This window comes from Paenibacillus ihbetae (assembly GCF_002741055.1).
GTDB classification, from domain to species: Bacteria; Bacillota; Bacilli; order Paenibacillales; family Paenibacillaceae; genus Paenibacillus_AQ; species Paenibacillus_AQ ihbetae.
Map to the genome: position 1 here is coordinate 976372 of NZ_CP016809.1, position 18101 is coordinate 994472.

General features: G+C 53.3%; 19 protein-coding genes. 1 reads left to right on the top strand and 18 read right to left on the bottom strand.

Annotated elements, in window-relative coordinates; genetic code table 11:
- Positions 1-53: 53 nt before the first annotated feature.
- Positions 54-956: an ArsR/SmtB family transcription factor gene (locus BBD41_RS04560; RefSeq protein WP_077565362.1), complete on the top strand. Its 903-nt coding sequence runs from the start codon at positions 54-56 to the stop codon at positions 954-956.
- A gap of 376 nt (positions 957-1332) precedes the next feature.
- On the opposite strand, the gene spo0A is transcribed toward BBD41_RS04560, so the two are convergent.
- The 18 genes from spo0A to BBD41_RS04650 all read right to left on the bottom strand — a co-directional run bounded on the left by spo0A (position 1333) and on the right by BBD41_RS04650 (position 18066).
- A complete protein-coding gene (gene spo0A, locus BBD41_RS04565) occupies positions 1333-2136 on the bottom strand; it encodes a sporulation transcription factor Spo0A (RefSeq protein WP_077565361.1) in 804 nt (267 codons plus the stop codon).
- A gap of 198 nt (positions 2137-2334) precedes the next feature.
- On the bottom strand, positions 2335-3672 hold the full coding sequence (spoIVB, locus tag BBD41_RS04570; RefSeq protein ID WP_099476836.1) for a SpoIVB peptidase: 1338 nt from the start codon (positions 3670-3672) through the stop codon (positions 2335-2337).
- 100 nt (positions 3673-3772) lie between these two features.
- Entirely contained in the window at positions 3773-5515 is a 1743-nt protein-coding gene (recN, locus tag BBD41_RS04575; RefSeq protein WP_099476837.1) for a DNA repair protein RecN, read from the bottom strand.
- Between the two features lie 53 nt (positions 5516-5568).
- Positions 5569-6018 carry a transcriptional regulator AhrC/ArgR gene (gene ahrC, locus BBD41_RS04580; protein WP_007129734.1) on the bottom strand — a complete coding sequence of 150 codons (450 nt, stop codon included), beginning with the start codon at positions 6016-6018 and terminating at the stop codon, positions 5569-5571.
- Positions 6019-6040: 22 nt separating this feature from the next.
- On the bottom strand, positions 6041-6532 hold the full coding sequence (locus tag BBD41_RS04585) for a hypothetical protein (protein ID WP_099476838.1): 492 nt from the start codon (positions 6530-6532) through the stop codon (positions 6041-6043).
- Between the two features lie 68 nt (positions 6533-6600).
- Positions 6601-7467 (bottom strand): TlyA family RNA methyltransferase, encoded by an 867-nt coding sequence (locus tag BBD41_RS04590; RefSeq protein ID WP_099476839.1) that lies wholly within the window; start codon positions 7465-7467, stop codon positions 6601-6603.
- A gap of 19 nt (positions 7468-7486) precedes the next feature.
- Positions 7487-9394, bottom strand: a complete 1908-nt coding sequence (dxs, locus tag BBD41_RS04595) for a 1-deoxy-D-xylulose-5-phosphate synthase (protein WP_099476840.1) — start codon at positions 9392-9394, stop codon at positions 7487-7489.
- A 117-nt stretch (positions 9395-9511) separates the two neighbouring features.
- Complete coding sequence (locus BBD41_RS04600) at positions 9512-10387, bottom strand: polyprenyl synthetase family protein (RefSeq protein ID WP_206098311.1); 876 nt, start codon at positions 10385-10387, stop codon at positions 9512-9514.
- 22 nt (positions 10388-10409) lie between these two features.
- A complete protein-coding gene (gene xseB / locus BBD41_RS04605; protein ID WP_077565354.1) occupies positions 10410-10679 on the bottom strand; it encodes an exodeoxyribonuclease VII small subunit in 270 nt (89 codons plus the stop codon).
- The gene (xseA, locus tag BBD41_RS04610; RefSeq protein WP_099476842.1) at positions 10672-12039 is read right to left on the bottom strand and encodes an exodeoxyribonuclease VII large subunit; all 1368 of its coding nucleotides are present in this window, start codon (positions 12037-12039) and stop codon (positions 10672-10674) included. The genes xseB and xseA overlap by 8 nt, the downstream gene beginning before the upstream one ends.
- Position 12040: 1 nt before the next feature.
- Positions 12041-12901, bottom strand: a complete 861-nt coding sequence (folD, locus tag BBD41_RS04615) for a bifunctional methylenetetrahydrofolate dehydrogenase/methenyltetrahydrofolate cyclohydrolase FolD (protein ID WP_077565352.1) — start codon at positions 12899-12901, stop codon at positions 12041-12043.
- A gap of 60 nt (positions 12902-12961) precedes the next feature.
- Positions 12962-13420 carry a transcription antitermination factor NusB gene (gene nusB, locus BBD41_RS04620; protein WP_099476843.1) on the bottom strand — a complete coding sequence of 153 codons (459 nt, stop codon included), beginning with the start codon at positions 13418-13420 and terminating at the stop codon, positions 12962-12964.
- Between the two features lie 312 nt (positions 13421-13732).
- Entirely contained in the window at positions 13733-13966 is a 234-nt protein-coding gene (locus tag BBD41_RS04625) for a DUF2273 domain-containing protein (RefSeq protein WP_077565350.1), read from the bottom strand.
- A gap of 15 nt (positions 13967-13981) precedes the next feature.
- Positions 13982-14521 carry an alkaline shock response membrane anchor protein AmaP gene (gene amaP / locus BBD41_RS04630; protein WP_077565349.1) on the bottom strand — a complete coding sequence of 180 codons (540 nt, stop codon included), beginning with the start codon at positions 14519-14521 and terminating at the stop codon, positions 13982-13984.
- 71 nt (positions 14522-14592) lie between these two features.
- Positions 14593-15009, bottom strand: a complete 417-nt coding sequence (locus BBD41_RS04635) for an Asp23/Gls24 family envelope stress response protein (RefSeq protein ID WP_007129723.1) — start codon at positions 15007-15009, stop codon at positions 14593-14595.
- A 120-nt stretch (positions 15010-15129) separates the two neighbouring features.
- Positions 15130-16473 carry an acetyl-CoA carboxylase biotin carboxylase subunit gene (accC, locus tag BBD41_RS04640; RefSeq protein WP_077565348.1) on the bottom strand — a complete coding sequence of 448 codons (1344 nt, stop codon included), beginning with the start codon at positions 16471-16473 and terminating at the stop codon, positions 15130-15132.
- Positions 16474-16528: 55 nt separating this feature from the next.
- The gene (gene accB, locus BBD41_RS04645) at positions 16529-17029 is read right to left on the bottom strand and encodes an acetyl-CoA carboxylase biotin carboxyl carrier protein (RefSeq protein ID WP_077565347.1); all 501 of its coding nucleotides are present in this window, start codon (positions 17027-17029) and stop codon (positions 16529-16531) included.
- Positions 17030-17199: 170 nt separating this feature from the next.
- Entirely contained in the window at positions 17200-18066 is an 867-nt protein-coding gene (locus BBD41_RS04650; RefSeq protein ID WP_077565346.1) for a SpoIIIAH-like family protein, read from the bottom strand.
- Between the last annotated feature and the right edge of the window lie 35 nt (positions 18067-18101).

Sequence of the window (18101 nt, forward strand, 5' to 3'; positions counted from 1 at the left end):
CATATTAGTTAAGAAAGCCAGGAAATCAAATCCAATTGAAAGAAGTGGGATCAATGCAGTTGGAAATAGACAAATCCTCGCTTGTCGTCTATGAAGCGCTGGCGAGTGAAGTTCGAATTCGGATTATCCAGCTTCTCTCCAAAAATAAAATGAACATCAAGGACCTCGCCCATGAGCTTCAGCTCAGCAGCGCAATTGTCACCAAGCATATCAAAAAGCTGGAGGATGCCGGAATCATCAAGACCGAGAAGGTGCCGGGGAAATCGGGTCAGCAGAAAATATCGATACTGAAGGTCGATCATATCGAAATTAATTTTCCTAAGAAAATCTTCCATTCCTTCGCCTCTTACGAGACCTCGGTGCCAATCGGGCACTACACGGACTATGATCTTAAGCCGACCTGCGGTCTGGCAACCGATAAGGAGTTCATCGGAAGAGTCGACGAACCGAAATATTTTATGGATCCGAAACGAGTGGACGCGGAGATTCTATGGTTTACCGAGGGCTTCATTCAATACAACATCCCGAACTTCCTCAAGAAGGACGAGAAGCTGCAGCAGTTCGAGATCAGCTTGGAAATCTCCTCTGAATTTCCGTTCTCCAATGACGTCTGGCCTTCGGACATTACGTTTTCGCTTAATGGAATCGAGCTCGGCACCTGGACGAGTCCCGGTGACTTCGCTGATACGAGAGGGAAGCTTACGCCGGACTGGTGGCCGCACAATCTTAACCAATATGGGCTGCTGAAGACCATACGGATTACATCGCACGGCTCTTACATTGATGGGGATCCGCTGTCCGCGATTTCCGTTCAGGACCTGGATACCACATGCGACCGGTGGACTTTTCGGATCGAGGTTAAAGAGGATGCCGAGCATGTCGGCGGAGCTACGATCTTTGGCAAAAAATTCGGCAATCACAATCAGGATATCGAGTTTAAGCTCTATTATCTGTAATTATTGCCCGGGAAACGATGAATTAGGGGTCCTCCCTGAAGGTCTTCAGACCAGAGGGGAGGGCCCCTTTTCTCGTTTCGGAAGCTGTGCCTTCATGTGTCATAAGAAAAAGCCCATAACTCGATATCCCTAACAGCAGTAAGGGACCCGGCTATGAGCTTTTCATTGGATGGTAAGGAAGGTTTGCAAAGTTACTTCGTATTTCAGCTTAAAAACATCCGATCAATAAGGCTGTGCAGCTTGAGGTGAATACGGAAAGCACCGGAGGATGAAGGAAGCCGCGTGCCGATTTATGAGACATACAAAGTCATGTCCGATATAAGGCTAACGGACACCCGTTCTAATCCCCGTCCGATTTCCGCGTTACACCGTCATTTCAAGAAACCTTATGCTCGATTCTCAGCTTGTCAGCGACCATCGCAATGAATTCGCTGTTGGTCGGCTTGGATTTGCTAATGTTGATCGTGTAGCCGAACAGATGCGAGATGCTGTCGATGTTGCCGCGCGTCCAGGCAACCTCGATAGCATGACGAATCGCGCGCTCCACGCGGGATGGCGTTGTTTTGAATTTCTCGGCGATGGCCGGGTACAGCGTCTTCGTGATCGCGCCGAGAATTTCAATATTGTTGTACACCATCGTAATGGCCTCGCGCAGATATTGATATCCCTTAATATGCGCAGGCACGCCGATTTCATGTATGATCGAGGTGATGTTCGCATCCAGATTTTTGCCCTTGCCCATCGGCACGACATTGGATTTCACATTCGTATACGGCGTGCTGGACGACAGGTTGCTTGGAGAACCGACCAGCTGGCGGATCCGGCTTGCCAGCACTTCCATATCGAAAGGCTTCAAAATGTAATAGGAAGCTCCCAATTGAACGGCCCGCTGGGTGATGTTCTCCTGACCGAATGCGGTCAGCATGATCACTTTCGGCTGCGGGGACAGATTCATATCACGGAGACGCTCAAGGACGCCGAGACCGTCCAAATGCGGCATAATAATATCAAGGATCAGCACATCCGGTACTTTTCCCGTTTCCTCGATCATGCTCAGTACTTCTTCCCCGTTATAAGCGATTCCGGAAACCACCATATCGGGTTGATCCGAAATGTATTCGCCGAGCAAATTCGTAAATTCACGGTTGTCGTCTGCCAATAATACTTCAATCTTTTGCAATTCGTGCTCCTCCTTTATCCGATCACTTAGGATTTTTTGGTTATTTTTCTTGTGTATATGGTTTTCGACAGACGGATTTAAATTCCTTCTGTCGAAAATTATTTTTTCTTTATTTTTTTTTGAAGTTGATTTATAATTAAATATTTTATTTCAAATTAGTATGTATTTCGTCGTATTACGACAAAAAATCTCAAGGCATCAACCTGCCTTAAGATTTTGTGTTGGTTTTGATTCTGTAGAAGGTAACACGCCGGAGTCCTGAAGCATCCACTCGATAAAGCAGCCGTAGCCGGATTTCGGATCATTCACAAATACATGGGTAACCGCCCCGACCAGCTTGCCGTCTTGAACGATGGGACTGCCGCTCATGCCTTGCACGATCCCGCCGGTCTTCTTGAGAAGCCTAGGATCGGTGATGCGCAGCACAAGCCCTTTGGTTGCGGGCGTATCCTGCTTGGAGACATGAACGATCTCAACGGTGAAACGCTCGACCGCCTGGCCTTCCACCACGGTCAGTATTTCAGCCGGGCCTTCCTTCACCTCATGGGACATGGCGATTGGAATCGGCTCCGTGTACAGGCCATGCTCCGGCAGATCCTTCATTTTACCGAAAATGCCGAAATGGGTGTTGCGTTCAACATTACCAAGCACCTTGCCGTCTTTGGAAAAGGTCGCCCGTTTCTCCCCTGGTTCCCCTTCTTCGCTTCTTGAAATCGATGTGACATTGGATTGTACGATTTGCCCGCTGCCCACTTCAATAGGGGTCTGGGTATTCATGTCGGTAATGACGTGGCCGAGCGCACCATAGACCTTTTGATGCGGGGCATAGAAGGTTAACGTGCCTACCCCGGCTGCTGAATCGCGAATATAAAGCCCAAGACGCCAGCTTTTATCGTCCTCGTCGAAAGCGGGACTCAGCTTGGTCTTCATGACCTTGCCGCTTCGTTTGAACGTGATGTCAAGCGGTCGTTTGGCTTTCCCCGCCTTCTCCACGATCTCGGCGACCTTCGTTACATCGTTCAGCGGTTTGCCGTCCATGGCGGTGAGCAGATCTCCAAGCTTGAGACCGGCAGCCTCGCCGGGAGATACCTTTGCCCCGTTTGAAGCGCGGACGAGATGATGTCCGACCACCAGGATGCCGGAGGATTTAACCTTAACGCCAATTGTCTGCCCGCCAGGGAATACCTTCAGCTCCGGCATCACGTTGACATGGACTGTCTTCAAAGGAATTTTACCGAATAATTTCAGGGTAACTTCTGCTGTGCCGCTTTGCTGGGGATTTAGCTGGAGCGGCTGCTTTAATGATACTCGGAGCTTCGATTCCCGGGAGCCGTTTAACTGCACCACATCGGGACGATCGACTGAAGCGAGGGCTTGGACGGGCATCGCCACGTCCAGGCGGGCCTGCCGGCCGGCAATCAACCTAAGCTCATCAGGCAATGACGCAAAAGATTGGACAGGCTCAGCAGTTCCAAGGTAACAAAGAAGGAAAGCAAGAACGAAACCGAGCAGTTTTCTCCTGAGGTTGGGCTTCAATGGCTGTCACGCTCCCTTTTTCTTCTTTCGCTTGACGAAAAGGTGGTCGCCAATTGCGTACCTTTAAGTTACCCTGCCCCCTGGCTTTTATAACTGTCAATCATTGACCCGAAGCCGTTCTGGAAGCCTTTTGCGCCGCCGCCAGATTGAGCATTTCCTGGGCATGATGAAGTGTCTTTTCGGTAATTTCGACCCCGCCGAGCATCCGTGCCAGCTCCTTGATCCGCCCCTCTTCGCTTAAATTCTCCACCTGGGTCATCGTTCTTGAAGATACGACCTTCTTCTCGATCAGGTATTGATGATCGGCCATGCATGCCACTTGCGGCAAGTGCGTGATCGAGAATACCTGGCATGTCTTGGCCAGCAGGTACAGCTTCTCCGCGATCGATTGGGCGGCCCTGCCGCTAACGCCGGTATCCACCTCGTCAAAGATCAAAACCGGGATTTGATCATGCCGGGCGAAAATGCTTTTCATGGCGAGCATGATTCTGGACATTTCGCCGCCGGACGCAATTTTGGCGAGCGGACGCAGCGGCTCGCCCGGGTTCGCCGATATCAGAAATTCCGCGGTATCGATCCCTTGTCTCGTCAACCGGATGCGTTGTCCTTCATATTCGTAACCGTCCGGCGCATCCTGAAGCTCCAGACGGACCTCGAACCTTGTTCGTTCCATTTGAAGGTCCTTCAGCTCACGCTCCACCTGGGTCGCCAAATCCCGTGCGCACCGCTTACGGGCATCGCTTAGCTTCTTGGCGGCTTCCAAAGCTACAGTGAGCAGCTCGTCCCGCCGCTTCTCCAAGCTCTGGATGAATTCGTCCTTGTTCTCCAGCATGTCGGTTTCCTGCTGGATTCTCCCGTAGTATTCCAGAATTTGCTCCACATTATCCCCATATTTCCGCCGCAAACCGGAGATCATATCTAAACGAAGCTCAATCTCGTTCAGCCGCTCCGGGTTGAATTCAATCCCGTCCCGGTAATCCCGGAGCTGGAATACGGCATCCTCCAGCTGGTAATAAGCTGATTGCAGCTGCTCCACGAGCGGCTTCAGCCCTTTCTCGTCATATGCCGAGACATCTTCCAGCCTGCTGAGCGCCCGGCTGACCGCCTCCAAGCCTGATGAACCCCCATATAACAGCTCGTAGGCGCCTGCGACGGAGTCCATCATTTTCTCGCTGTGGGACAGCTTGACCCGCTCTTCGGACAGCTCCTCGTCCTCTCCAGGCTTCAGCTGGGCTGCCGCAATTTCCTCCAGCTGGAACCGGTACATGTCGAGCATCTGATATGCCTTCTGGCTCGTCTCCTGCAATTCCTTGAGCTCCTGCTCCACCTTGCTGAATTCCGAATACAGCTCCTGATATCTTCGCTTTGCCGGACCGATGATCTTGTCCCCGTACGTATCGAGCAGGCTCATGTGCTGCTCCGAACGCAGCAGGCTCTGATGCTCATGCTGGCCGTGAATGTTGATCAGCTTCTCCCCTACTTCACGGAGCATACTCAAGTTCACAAGCTGACCGTTAATCCGGGATGTGCTTTTGCCTTGCGACGTCAGCTCTCTCCGAATCAGCAGATGCTCCTCGGCATCCGCCTCAATGCCTAGATGCGTTAATGTTTGCCACACCGGATGTGCCGGGGGGAGATCAAACAGCGCCTCAATCTCCGCTTTATCGCAGCCGTACCGGATCAGATCCGCCGATCCGCGCCCGCCGGCAATCAGCCCCAGCGCATCAATGATGATGGATTTCCCTGCTCCTGTCTCCCCCGTAAGAACATGAAAGCCCGGATAGAATTGAGCATCCACGCTTTCAACAACCGCCAAATTCCGAATGGATAACGTATTTAACATCCCTATAACCCCCTCAACCCGCAAATCGAATGAATGCCTCGTGAATACGAGTCTTACGATATATAGCTCTTGATCTGAGATACAACGTGCTCCCCGTCCTCCTCCGTGCGGCATATCAGCAAAATCGTGTCGTCCCCGCATATCGTGCCCATAATCTGGCTCCATTCCATATTGTCGAGGAGCACGGCTACCGAATTCGCGGTGCCCGGCAAGCATTTCATCACAACGAGGTTGCCGGCCCGGTCAATATATACGAAATTGTCCACCAACGCCCGCTTCAGCTTCTGTACCGGATTATAACGCTGATCCGTCGGCATGGAATATTTATACCTTCCATCGTCGGTCGGAACCTTGATCAGCAGCAGTTCCTTTATATCTCTGGATATCGTAGCCTGGGTCACCTGAAAACCTTCGGCACGGAGAGCATCAACCAGCTCGTCCTGCGTTTCGATGTCCTGGTGGGTAATGATATCCCTGATTTTAATATGGCGTTGTCCCTTCATATTCGTAAAAGCCTCCCGAAATTTAGGTGTTATATTCATCATTTCCATTCCATTCTTCATCGGACCAATCCATGGTGAGTCGGTGCACTTCCCCCTCGTTCATGTCTACATACAGGAGCCCGGCGCACTCGGGGTACAGCAGCAGGTATGGCATCAGCCGATCCCGGATTCCGGCCCCCGTCCAGTCCACCGGCATCCGTTCACGCGCCAGCTTGACCATATACAGCTCCCCGTTGCTGCCGGATGCGACGTAATCAATGAATAGCCTGCTGCGGATCGGCTTGTGCCCCGCGTCAAACGACAGATTTACCTTTACTTTGCCCCCGACGACCTCATATCCTTCCTGTTCGAGCAACCCAATGGCTGGGTGATCCGGAATTCGGTCATTAATCGGGATTCCCGGCAGCAGGTCAGGCTGCGGTGACATCAGCCAGCGGTTGACCCTGTAGCCGATCAAGAGCACGATAACGATGCCGAGCAGCACCATCAACAATCCATCATAACGCTCATTCATCCTCTCACCTCGAATTTGATATTCGCGGATGGGAACATAAATTCCTCTTTTTCAGCAAAAGAAACCCATCATTTCGATGAGTTTCCCGTAAATGTATGAGCTGCTTGCTTAACAATGCTGTCGATCCATTGATCCAGCTCGGACGAATCCATTCGCTGTACCGGTTCTTCCGTTTCAGCCGCGTCCTCCGGCTCAAGCCGCCAGTGGGCCAGGAATTCAATATTGCCTTCCCCGCCCGTGATGGGCGAGAAGGTCAGGTTGTTCAGCCTGAATCCGATTTCTTCGGCAAAATGAAGCACCTGCGTAAGAACTTCCTTGTGGACCTTCGGATCTCGGACAACGCCGGATTTGCCGACCTTGTCCCGTCCTGCCTCAAACTGCGGCTTGATTAACGCCGCCACATCTCCGGGTCTGTCCAGAAGCGTCTTGAGCGTCGGCAAAATAATTCGCAGCGATATAAAGGATACATCGATGCTGGCGATATCCGGCCGGGGGCCCTTGAGATCCTCGGGCGTCATATAGCGGAAATTCGTCCGCTCCATAACGCATACGCGTTCATCATTCCGAAGCGACCAATCAAGCTGATTGTATCCGACATCGATCGCATAGACGTAGCTTGCTCCGTGCTGAAGCGCACAATCGGTAAAGCCGCCGGTGGACGAGCCGATATCCAGCATCGTTCTGCCCTTCATATCCAGACCGAAGTGAGAGATCGCCTTCTCAAGCTTGAGGCCGCCCCGGCTTACATAAGGATGGACAGAGCCCTTAACTTTCAGCTCCGTCGTACGCGGGATTTTCATGCCGGCTTTCTCGATGCGCTCGGTTCCGGCATAGACCAGACCCGCCATAATGGCGGATTTGGCTTTCTCCCTGCTATCATAAAATCCCTGCTCCACAAGCAGGACATCAACACGTTCCTTGTGAGATGATTCCATAAAACACTCCTGATGGTTTCTAAGACGTAAAACTTCTCTTCCCGAGCGCTGCCGTCCGTGCAGACTTGAGGCTCCGGATTTCGCTGCATACCGCCTCCAGCGTCAAGCCGACCTCTTCCCGCTGCTCTTGGATGCTGCCGTGCTCAATGAACCGGTCCTCAATCCCCATTAACGAAACAACCGCATCATGAATTCCCTGTTCGGCAAAGTACTCCAGCACGCTGCTGCCAAGGCTGCCGGCCTGCGAAGTCTCTTCCAGAACGACCATGCTCGTTCCGGATGCCGCCAGCTTCTTCAGCATATCGCCGTCAAGCGGCTTCAGGAAGCGCGCATTCACGACCTCAACGGAAATGCCTTCCCGCTTCAGCTGATCGGCCGCTTCTTCGGCCAGCTGCACCATCGGACCGGCAGCCAAGATCGCATAGCCTTCGCCGCGGCGGACCGTTTCCCATGTACCGATCGGGATCGGTACGAGCTCCGGATCTAATGGAACGCCGCGAACATTGTTCCGCGGGTAACGATAGGCGATCGGTCCGTCGTTATAGTCGAGCGCCGTCTTCATCATATGGCGAAGCTCATTCTCGTCCTTCGGCATCATAATGACAATGTTCGGAATGTGGCGCATAAAGGCCACATCGTACACCCCTTGGTGGGTTTCGCCGTCAGCGCCGACAAAGCCCGCACGGTCGATGGCGATCATCACGTTGGCATTGTGGCGGCAGATGTCGTGCACGATCTGGTCGTATGCCCGCTGCATGAAGGTGGAATAAACCGCAAATACCGGCTTCAAGCCTTCCATGGCCAGCGCGGCGCAAAGCGTCGCCGCATGCTGCTCGGCGATGCCGACGTCAATCATCCGGTCCGGGAATTTCTTGCCGAACGGAATCAAGCCCGAGCCTCCCGGCATTGCCGGCGTAACGGCGACAATACGCTCATCCTGTTCGCCGAGCTCTACGAGCGTTTGCCCGAATACTTCCGTATACATCGGATTGCCTACCGCTTTCAACACCTGTCCGGATTCGATCTTGTACGGCGTGATGCCGTGCCATTTATGGGAATCCGACTCGGCTGGGCGGTAGCCTTTGCCTTTGGTGGTTACCGCGTGAATCAGCACCGGTCCGTCGACATTGTCGGCCTGCTGCAGCGTGTCGATCAGCTTGCCCAAATCATGACCGTCCACCGGTCCCAGGTAGGTAAAGCCAAGCTCCTCGAACAGAACGCCGGGAACCATCATATATTTGAGGCTGTCCTTCATTTTCTCCGCGGTCTTCGCCAGCTTGCCGCCGATCGCCGGAATTTTCTTGAGCAGCATCTCGACCTCGTCCTTCGCCCGTAAATAATAGCGGTCCGAGCGGATCTTGCTCAAATAGTTATGCATCGCCCCGACATTCGGAGCAATCGACATTTCATTATCGTTCAGGATGACCATCAGCTTCTTTCGCTCATGGCCGATATGATTCAGGGCCTCAAACGCCATCCCGCCCGTAAGGGCGCCATCGCCGATGAGCGCGATCACCCGGTTGTCGTCGCCTTTCAGATCCCGCGCCATCGCCATGCCCATCGCTGCCGAGAGGGAAGTGCTGCTATGACCGGCTTCCCAGACGTCATGCTCGCTTTCCGCGCGTTTCACAAAACCGCATAGCCCCTTGTATTTGCGCAAGGTGTCGAATTTATCCATCCGTCCCGTCAATATTTTATGGACATAGGCTTGATGGCCCACGTCAAAAATCATCTTGTCACGAGGGCTGTCAAAGCAATAGTGCAAGGCCAGCGTGAGTTCAACCACTCCCAGATTCGGTGCAAGATGACCGCCGGTCACGGACAGCTTTTCAATCAGAAACTGACGGATTTGTACCGCCAGGTCCTCAAGTTCGTCCACCGACAGGTTTTTCAGTTGGTTGGGATGTTTGATATTTGGAAGCAGCACGAAGAATCTCCCCGCTTTCCTTGATAAAGTAAAGTTAACGAATACATGAAGGCTGCGCTATCATCAGCCACATAAAGACATTATATCACAAATAACTTGGGTGCAAGTAACCCCGCTCTAGTGGTCGCGGGCCAACAGGAAGTCCGCAATTTCATGCAGTCTGGACGGGTCCGGAAAATTCCCTTCGGAGATGGCGCTCTTCGCTTCGGCGGTCAGACGCTCAACCTCCCGCTTCGAGGCCTCCAAGCCGATAAAAAACGGATACGTCACCTTCTCCTGCTTCACGTCACTTTGCGTCCGCTTGCCGAGCTTGGCCTCATCGCCGATCAAATCGAGGATGTCGTCCTGGATTTGGAAAGCCAGCCCGATGTGCTTGCCGAAGGAGCGCAGCGACGCGATCTGGGCTTCGGAGCAGCCTGCTACCCGTCCACCAGCCATGAGGGAGAACATGATCAGATCACTCGTTTTATGCAGATGAATATACTCCAGCTGCTCGAGGCTGGTTAATCCCTGCTCACCTTCCATATCGGCCACTTGGCCGCCAACCATGCCCCGGGGACCGGCATATTCCGCTAGGTCCTCAACAATCGACAGCACCCGATCGGCAGGAATCCCGTGCTTGCGGGAAGACTGCACAATGCTGTAGAAAGCATGCGTCAGCAGCGCATCGCCTGCCAGAATCGCCGCTGCTTCACCGAATACTTTATGATTCGTAGGCTTCCCCCGCCGGAAATCATCATCGTCCATCGCAGGCAGATCGTCATGGATGAGCGAGTATGTATGCACCATCTCAACGGCGCACGCCACCGGCATAGCCGCTTCTCTGCTCCCGCCGGCTGCTTCGCAAGCCGCGATGACCAGCAGCGGGCGCAGACGCTTTCCGCCTGCCATTAAGGAATACGTCATCGACCGATGAAGGGTTTCAGGAACTTTCCACCCCTCCGGAAAAAGGGCGGCAAGCTCGCTGTCCAGCCTGTCGCAGATGTCATTCATATATTGCTGAAAAGGAAGTCTGTTATTCACTCAATTCACCTGTCTCATCAAGCGCACCGCCAAAGGGCTTCCGCTTGAGTTCCCCGCCTTCTTCGACGATCATCTCGATTTTCTGTTCAACCTGCTCCAGCTTTTGGCTGCACATTTGAGACAGCTTCATCCCTTGCTGGAACAAGTCGATCGCCTTCTCCAAAGGGACGTCTCCGTCCTCCAGCTGCTCGACGATCCGTTCAAGCTGTGCCATCGCCTCTTCAAAGCTGATCTCCATCAAGTCGTTTGTCTCATTAGCCACGTTCTTCATCCTCCTTCATTCCCCACACTTGACACTGCAGCCGGCCATCATTGACCCTCACTTGAACCAAATCGCCGAGCTGCACATCTTCCACTGATTTGATCAGCCTTTGTTCCTGCTCGTCATAAACCAGGCTGTACCCTCGGGACATGATCTTAAGCGGGCTGAGCGCGTCCAGATGGCGAATCTCCGTCTGCAGCTGGGACAGCTTCGATCTGCGGATCGATTGCATGGCAAGCATCAGCCGCCGCTTCGCCTGTTCCTTTCGCACCCCGGCCTGCTCGACCTGGGCGCGCGGATTGAATCTGACCAGTCCCTGATGCAGCGACCGCTGCCGCTGTCGGTAGAAGGAAAGCTGCGACTTGAGCGTTCCTTGCAGACGGTAGGACAGCATGTCCAAGCGCTCGGCATGCTGAAGCATGTAGCGGCGAGGATGGTTCAGCACGGGCGAGCGCTGAAGTCTCGCTAGGCGTTCCCGGCTCCGCTGAAGCCGCTGCTGCAGCCCTTGATTGAGCTGCCGTTGGCGCTGCATGATCTGTCCCTTCAGCTCCGCACGGCTCGGAACCGCAAGCTCGGCTGCCGCTGTCGGCGTTGCTGCCCGCACATCAGCCACAAAATCGGCGATCGTAAAGTCCGTCTCATGGCCGACGGCCGAGATCACCGGAATCTTCGATTGATGGATCGCCCTGGCGACGATCTCCTCATTGAACGCCCACAGCTCCTCCAACGAGCCTCCGCCCCGGCCGACAATAAGCACATCCGCTTCGGCAAGCTCGTTCATCGCACGGATCCCCTTCACAATGGAGGGGGCTGCCGACTTTCCCTGAACCAGGACCGGATACAGCTGAACGGTCGCTTGCGGATAGCGTCTCTGGATCGTAGTTATAATATCGCGAACCGCAGCCCCGGTCGGTGAGGTAATGACCCCGATCGTCTTCGGATAGCTCGGCAGCGGACGTTTAAGCTCCTGGGCAAACAAGCCCTCTTCTTCAAGCCTTGACTTGAGCTGCTCGTACGCGAGATACAGGCTGCCGATTCCGTCCGGCTGCATCTGAATGGCGTAAAACTGATATTGACCGTCCCGTTCATAGACGGAGACATTGCCTCTGGCTATCACCCTCGAGCCTTCTCTGGGGATAAACGGCAAACGCTGATTATGGCTCGCAAACATGATCGCCCGGATTCGGCTGCCTTCATCCTTCAACGTAAAGTACATATGTCCGCTGGAATGATGCGTAAAATTCGAAATTTCTCCGCGAATCCAGACGTCGGACAGTCTGGAGTCGCCTTCCATTTTCATTCGAATGTATCGGTTCAAATCCTTAACGGACAGGACGCGTCCCGGATCCACGGATTTCATATTATTCAATGCCGCTCAGCCGTTTGGCGGCCAGCAGCGTATTCTTCATCAGCATCGTGATGGTCATCGGACCGACGCCTCCGGGAACTGGCGTAATCGGACCCGAAATCGCCTTGACGCTCGCAAAATCGACGTCACCTGCAAGCTTGCCGTTCTCCAGCCGGTTCATTCCGACATCGATCACGACGGCGCCCGGCTTGACATAGCTGGCGTCAATCATATTCGCCCGACCGATGGCGACGACCAGAATATCGGCCTGCTTCGCGATCTCCCGCATGTTGCTCGTTCTGGAATGGCACATCGTTACGGTCGCGTTTTCCCGCTGCAGCAGCAGCGAAACCGGCTTGCCTACTATATTGGATCTGCCGATCACGACGGCATGCTTGCCCGATATTTCGACGCCTGTCCGTTTAATCAACTCAATGACGCCCGCCGGGGTACATGGCAGCAGGCTGTCGTCCCCGATGACCAGGTTCCCCACATTGACCGGGTGAAACCCGTCCACATCCTTCTCAACGGCAATCGCATCGATCACCGCTTTCTCTTGAATATGGCCCGGGAGCGGAAGCTGAACGAGAATCCCGTGAATGGACGATTGCTTATTCAGCTTGTCCACCAGAGCGAGCACCTCGTCCTGGCTGGAATCCGCAGGAAGTCGATGCACCTCGGAATAGAAGCCGAGATCATGGCACGCTTTTTCCTTATTTCGGACATAGACATGGGAAGCGGGATCGTCTCCGACCAGCACGACCGCCAGGCCCGGGCGCACGCCCTGCTTCGACAGCTGCTGCACCTCCAGCGCGATTCCTTCGCGAATTTCTTCGGATATCAGTTTACCATTAATGATCGTTGCTGCTGTCATCCTAATCTCTCCTCACTATGATTTGAATGATCTGACCGCCTGCCATTGTTGGGCGCAGGATTATGATTGATGCAACTTCGCTTTGACTTGATCCAGCTCCTGGATAATGCGGCCTAATACGCCGTTTACGAATTTGCCCGATTCCTCGGTACCGAAATGCTTCGATAGCTCGATCGCTTCGTTGACGGCCACCTTGCCGGGCACGTCATCACGGTACCCGAGCTCGTATACAGCCAGACGGAGAATCTGGCGATCCACGCGGGAAAGGCGGCTAACCTGCCAGCCCTTTAAGTAATGAGCGAGCAGCTCATCGATCGCTTCCCTTGAGCCCCATGTTCCGTTGACCAGCTCCAGCACATACTCCTTCATCTGAACCTCGTCGCCGATCACACGCTCCGTCTCATTCTCTTCGGCCGCCTCCGAGAGCAGCATCGATACAGCCTCCAGGCTGTCGACATCGTTCATTTCCATCTGATACAGGCTTTGAACGGCGATCTCCCTAGCTACACGTCTTTTCATCTTGTTCCTCCTGTGGACCCTGCCTGAATCCATTTTTCTGATTAGTATTATCAATTTTCCATAAAGTTTTGACCAGGATTTCGCAAAGTTCGATTCCAGCTGCTCCAAGGGAACGGTTTTATTGACGAACCGAACGGTTTTATTGACGAACCGAACGGTTTCCCTCTATGATATCGCGCACCGAAAGGTCCCTCATTGGAATCCATGGCATGATCTTCACAATAAAAAAACCTGTGAACCGCTGCTTTCCGCAAAAAAGGCATGATTAACCTGTCCTTTAGCTTTTTTGCCGAAAGAAGCATATCACAGGGTTCATTTAAACGGCCGCCAACGCTCGGACAACCAGCGCGCCCATTCCTGGAAGTGGAAGATGGAGCCTTGGTTCAAATCCTTGCGCTTGCCAAATATATAGCCGATAAAAACCACTAATGCAAAGAACAGCATATCCCAAAAACCGGATAATAGATAAATCAGTCCGCACACAAGTCCGCCGGCGACGCCGACGATCCGCCCTCTGTGACTCTCCCATATTTCTTTCCAAGGCATTTGGGAAATTCACCTCTATTCCACGCGGCTCTTGAAGCTAGGCGCCTGAACCACGTTAGCGATATACACGGATACGGACGAGACTGGAATGCCCGTCGTCTCTTCAACGAAATCATGCACCTGCTTCTGCACCTCGGTCGTCAGCGCCGGAATGGATTCCTCACCGTCCACCACGGCACGGATAGCAATCTCAAGCCCCGATTGGGATACCTTGATCCGGGACTTCAGGTCCTTCACGCCTCGCACCTTGGACGCTGCCTTCAGGCACAGATTTTCAATCGTTTCCACCGAAATCTGAATGTCTCCAAACTCCGTGCGCTGATCGATCGAATTCAGCGTGGAGCGGTCGCGCCGTACCGAAATGTAAAAGAACCGGATGCTGAGCAGAAACCATACGGCAGCAATGATTATTCCCGCCAGGATGAGCTGCTGCTCCTGGGCAAACGTCAATTGATACGGAACCGCACCGCTTAACAGGAGGATGGCAATTACAGATATAACACCGATACTTAAGCTGTATATAAACAGCAGAAGTCTGTCCATGATTTTGGCCACGACCCGCACAGCCTCCCTTAAATTAGATTAAACCCTCGACATTGCTGCCGGGGGCTATGAAATGATTCATTTTATTTCACGCGCTGCACCAGATCCAGATCGTCGTTCTTCTCGCTTGTCTTCATGAAATGCACATCATGAATATGTACGTTGACTTCAACGACGGTAAGACCTGTCATATTCTCGATGGACCGCTTCACGTTACGCTGGATTTCCCCAGCGACTTCCGGAAGACGATGTCCGTACTCGACGATAACGGATACATCAACAGCCGCCTCGCGTTGTCCGACTTCAACCTTGACGCCTTTGGACAGATTCTTCCGGCCAAGCAGCTCGGCGATGCCGCCGGCAAAGCCGCCGCTCATTCCTGCAACCCCGCGGACTTCTACCGTTGCAAGCCCTGCGATAACTTCGATGACTTCGGGCGCAATCTGAATTTCACCGATATCCGTACGTTCAAATTCTGTAGTTGGCAATGTCTCAGCCATAGTCTCAACACACCTTTCGGGAATAAGTTTGCGGATGCTCGAGGGACTGCTTGAGGCATGCGCTCTTATTACTCATACTATACCATTTGGCCAAGTTTATGACAAACTTGGCCAAACGTTTTAAACCTCATTTTCTTCCAAAAACTTAATATCGAAATCGCCTTTGATAAAGGTTGGATGGTTCATCAGTTTTTGGTGGAACGGTATGGTGGAATAGATGCCTTCAATCTCGAACTCGGAAAGCGCGCGCTTCATCTTCGCAATCGCTTCGTTCCGGGTCGGCGCCCATACGATCAGCTTCGCGATCATGGAATCGTAATACGGCGAAATGGTATAGCCCGGATAAGCCGCGCTGTCCACGCGCACGCCAGGACCTCCCGGAGGCAGGTAGAATTGAATCGTACCCGGTGCCGGCATAAAGCCTTTGTCAGGATTCTCGGCATTGATCCGGCACTCAATCGACCAACCATTGATCACGATATCCTCTTGGGTGAAGGAGAGCGGATTGCCTTCAGCCACCGAAATCATCTCCTGGATCAGGTCAACGCCGGTTACCATCTCGGTCACCGGATGCTCCACCTGGATCCGGGTATTCATCTCCATGAAATAGAACTGCCCGTCCGGACCGAGCAAGAACTCCAGCGTTCCCGCTCCGGAGTACTGAACCGCCTTGGCTGCACGCACGGCCGCTTCTCCCATCCGGGTACGGACCTCGTCCGTGATCACCGGACAAGGCGCTTCCTCGACGAGCTTCTGTCTCCGGCGCTGAACGGAACAGTCCCGCTCTCCGAGATGGACCGCGTTACCGTGCTTGTCCGCGATAATTTGAATTTCGACGTGCTTCATGCCCGTCAAATATTTCTCCAGATAAACGCCGGCATTGCCGAAGGCTTTCTGAGCTTCCTGCTGGGCCGTCGTAATCTGCTTGATCAGCGCTTCCTCGTCCTCGGCGATCCGGATGCCCTTGCCTCCGCCGCCTGCGGTGGCTTTGATAATCACTGGATAGCCGATATCGCGGGCCAGCATAACCGCTTCATTCAGATCCTCGATCAGCCCGTCGGAGCCGGGGATAACCGGTACGCCGGCATCCTTCATCGTCTGCTTGGCTACCGCCTTATCACCCATGCGGTTGATGGCATCGGCTGACGGACCGATAAAGGTGATGTTGCAGGATTCGCAAATTTCGGCGAAGTCGGCATTCTCGGCAAGGAAGCCGTATCCCGGATGGACGGCATCGCATTCGGTCAAGGTCGCCACGCTCATAATATTCGTAAAGTTCAGATAGCTGTCCTTCGATAACGTCGGACCGATACAATAAGCTTCATCCGCCAGGCGAACATGCAGCGAGTCCCGGTCAGGCTCGGAATATACCGCAACCGTCGAGATGCCGAGCTCCCGGCAGGCACGGATGATGCGGACTGCAATTTCGCCGCGGTTTGCGATTAAGACTTTTTGAAATGTCATGAAGTAACCTCCTTCGGACTCATAAGACTCCCGCTCATGGCGAGTACAGCGTGCACTACTCCGGCTTCACCAGGAACAGTGGCTGCCCGAACTCGACCAGCTGGCCGTTCTCGACGAGGACTTCAACGATCTCCCCTTTAACCTCGGCCTCCAGCTCGTTCATCAGCTTCATCGCCTCAATGATGCAGACCGTTGTCTTTTCGCTTACCTTGTCGCCGGGGCTGACGAAAGACGGCGCTTCAGGCGAAGGGGCGCGGTAGAAGGTCCCTACCATCGGCGATACAATCTTATGTAATGAGCTGTTGACCTCCGCTGCTTCCTGTGGGGCTGCTGCTGCAGGAGCCTGGTTGACCGCGGCTTGCTGCTGTACGGCTTGCGGTGCTACGGCCTGAGGCGCAGCAATGTAGGCTTGCGGCGCTACCTGCTGAATGACGGCCTCGGCAGGGTTTGGCTTCTTAATAGACAAACGCGTGCCTTCATTTTCAATTTCCAACTCATGTACGGATGTTTCATCCACCAGTTTAATAAGCTCTTTAATCTCGTTTAATTTAAACATAATCAGTCGTTCACTCCTTCACTTTCTGTAGAAGCCCTGATTCGGACAGTCAGTCGATAGCTTAGAGTATTATATCACAATCGAGCGAAATAGAAAGAGTCCAGGATAATCCCGGACTCCGCAATGTTTATCATATAAAGGTGGTTTATGTTGAAAAACTGCGGATGCTTTTACGGGGCAACATATTGAACCGTAACCTTATCCTGCGATACTTTCAGCTCTTTCATGACGAGGCCGACGATATCGGCGGCGCCTTTGGCGTCAAGCTTGTCGCTGAGCACGACGACATTGTATTTTTCGCTCTCTTCTTTCACGACGGCATTGCCGAACTGCTGCTGCAGCTGCGCCTCGATGTTGAGAATGATCTCCTCTTTTTCCTCCGCTTCTTTTAATTGCTCCGAAGCTTGGGCGGTCTCCTCCGGCTTGCTCTCATGGTTGTCGATCTTCGAAATCAGTTCGTCATATAATTTCATGTTCTTCTGTTCCCGGTCCAGCTTATAGGCATCCAGCTGAGCTCGAGCCGAGGAGGCTTGGGCCGCTACTTCCTCGAGCACCTGCTGCTCGGTTTTGCCGCCTTGCGTGCTGCTTGTTTCTGCAGGATTCTCTTCACCCTCTTTGGTCTCCGTTACCTTAGGCTCTGCAGCATTGTCCTGTGGGGTTCCGGCTTGTTCCTGCTCTCCTTGCTTGCCTTGCTCTCCTTCTTTGCTTTGCTCTCCTGCTTTGCCTTGATCTCCTTGCGCGGCTGCGGCCGGATCTTCGCTGCCGGTCTGTGCTCCAGTGTCCGTGCTCTCGGCATTCTGCTCATTCGCGCCGGAATCCCCGTCGGTTCCTTCCTCGATCACTTCATTTACAACCAGCTCGTCGCTTGTGCCGTTCGCGCCTTGACCGGCTGCGGGCTTCTGGCCGTCAACCTGCGTGCTTTCGGCGACAGGCGGCGCTTTCGTGCCGGATTCATCCGTGAACAGATAGTAGGCTGACAGGATCACCATTAAACTCAGCATCGAAACCAACCATATGGTTTGTCTTTTGTTATTCATTTGAACGTATCCTCCTTTAAATAAAAAGCCTTAAC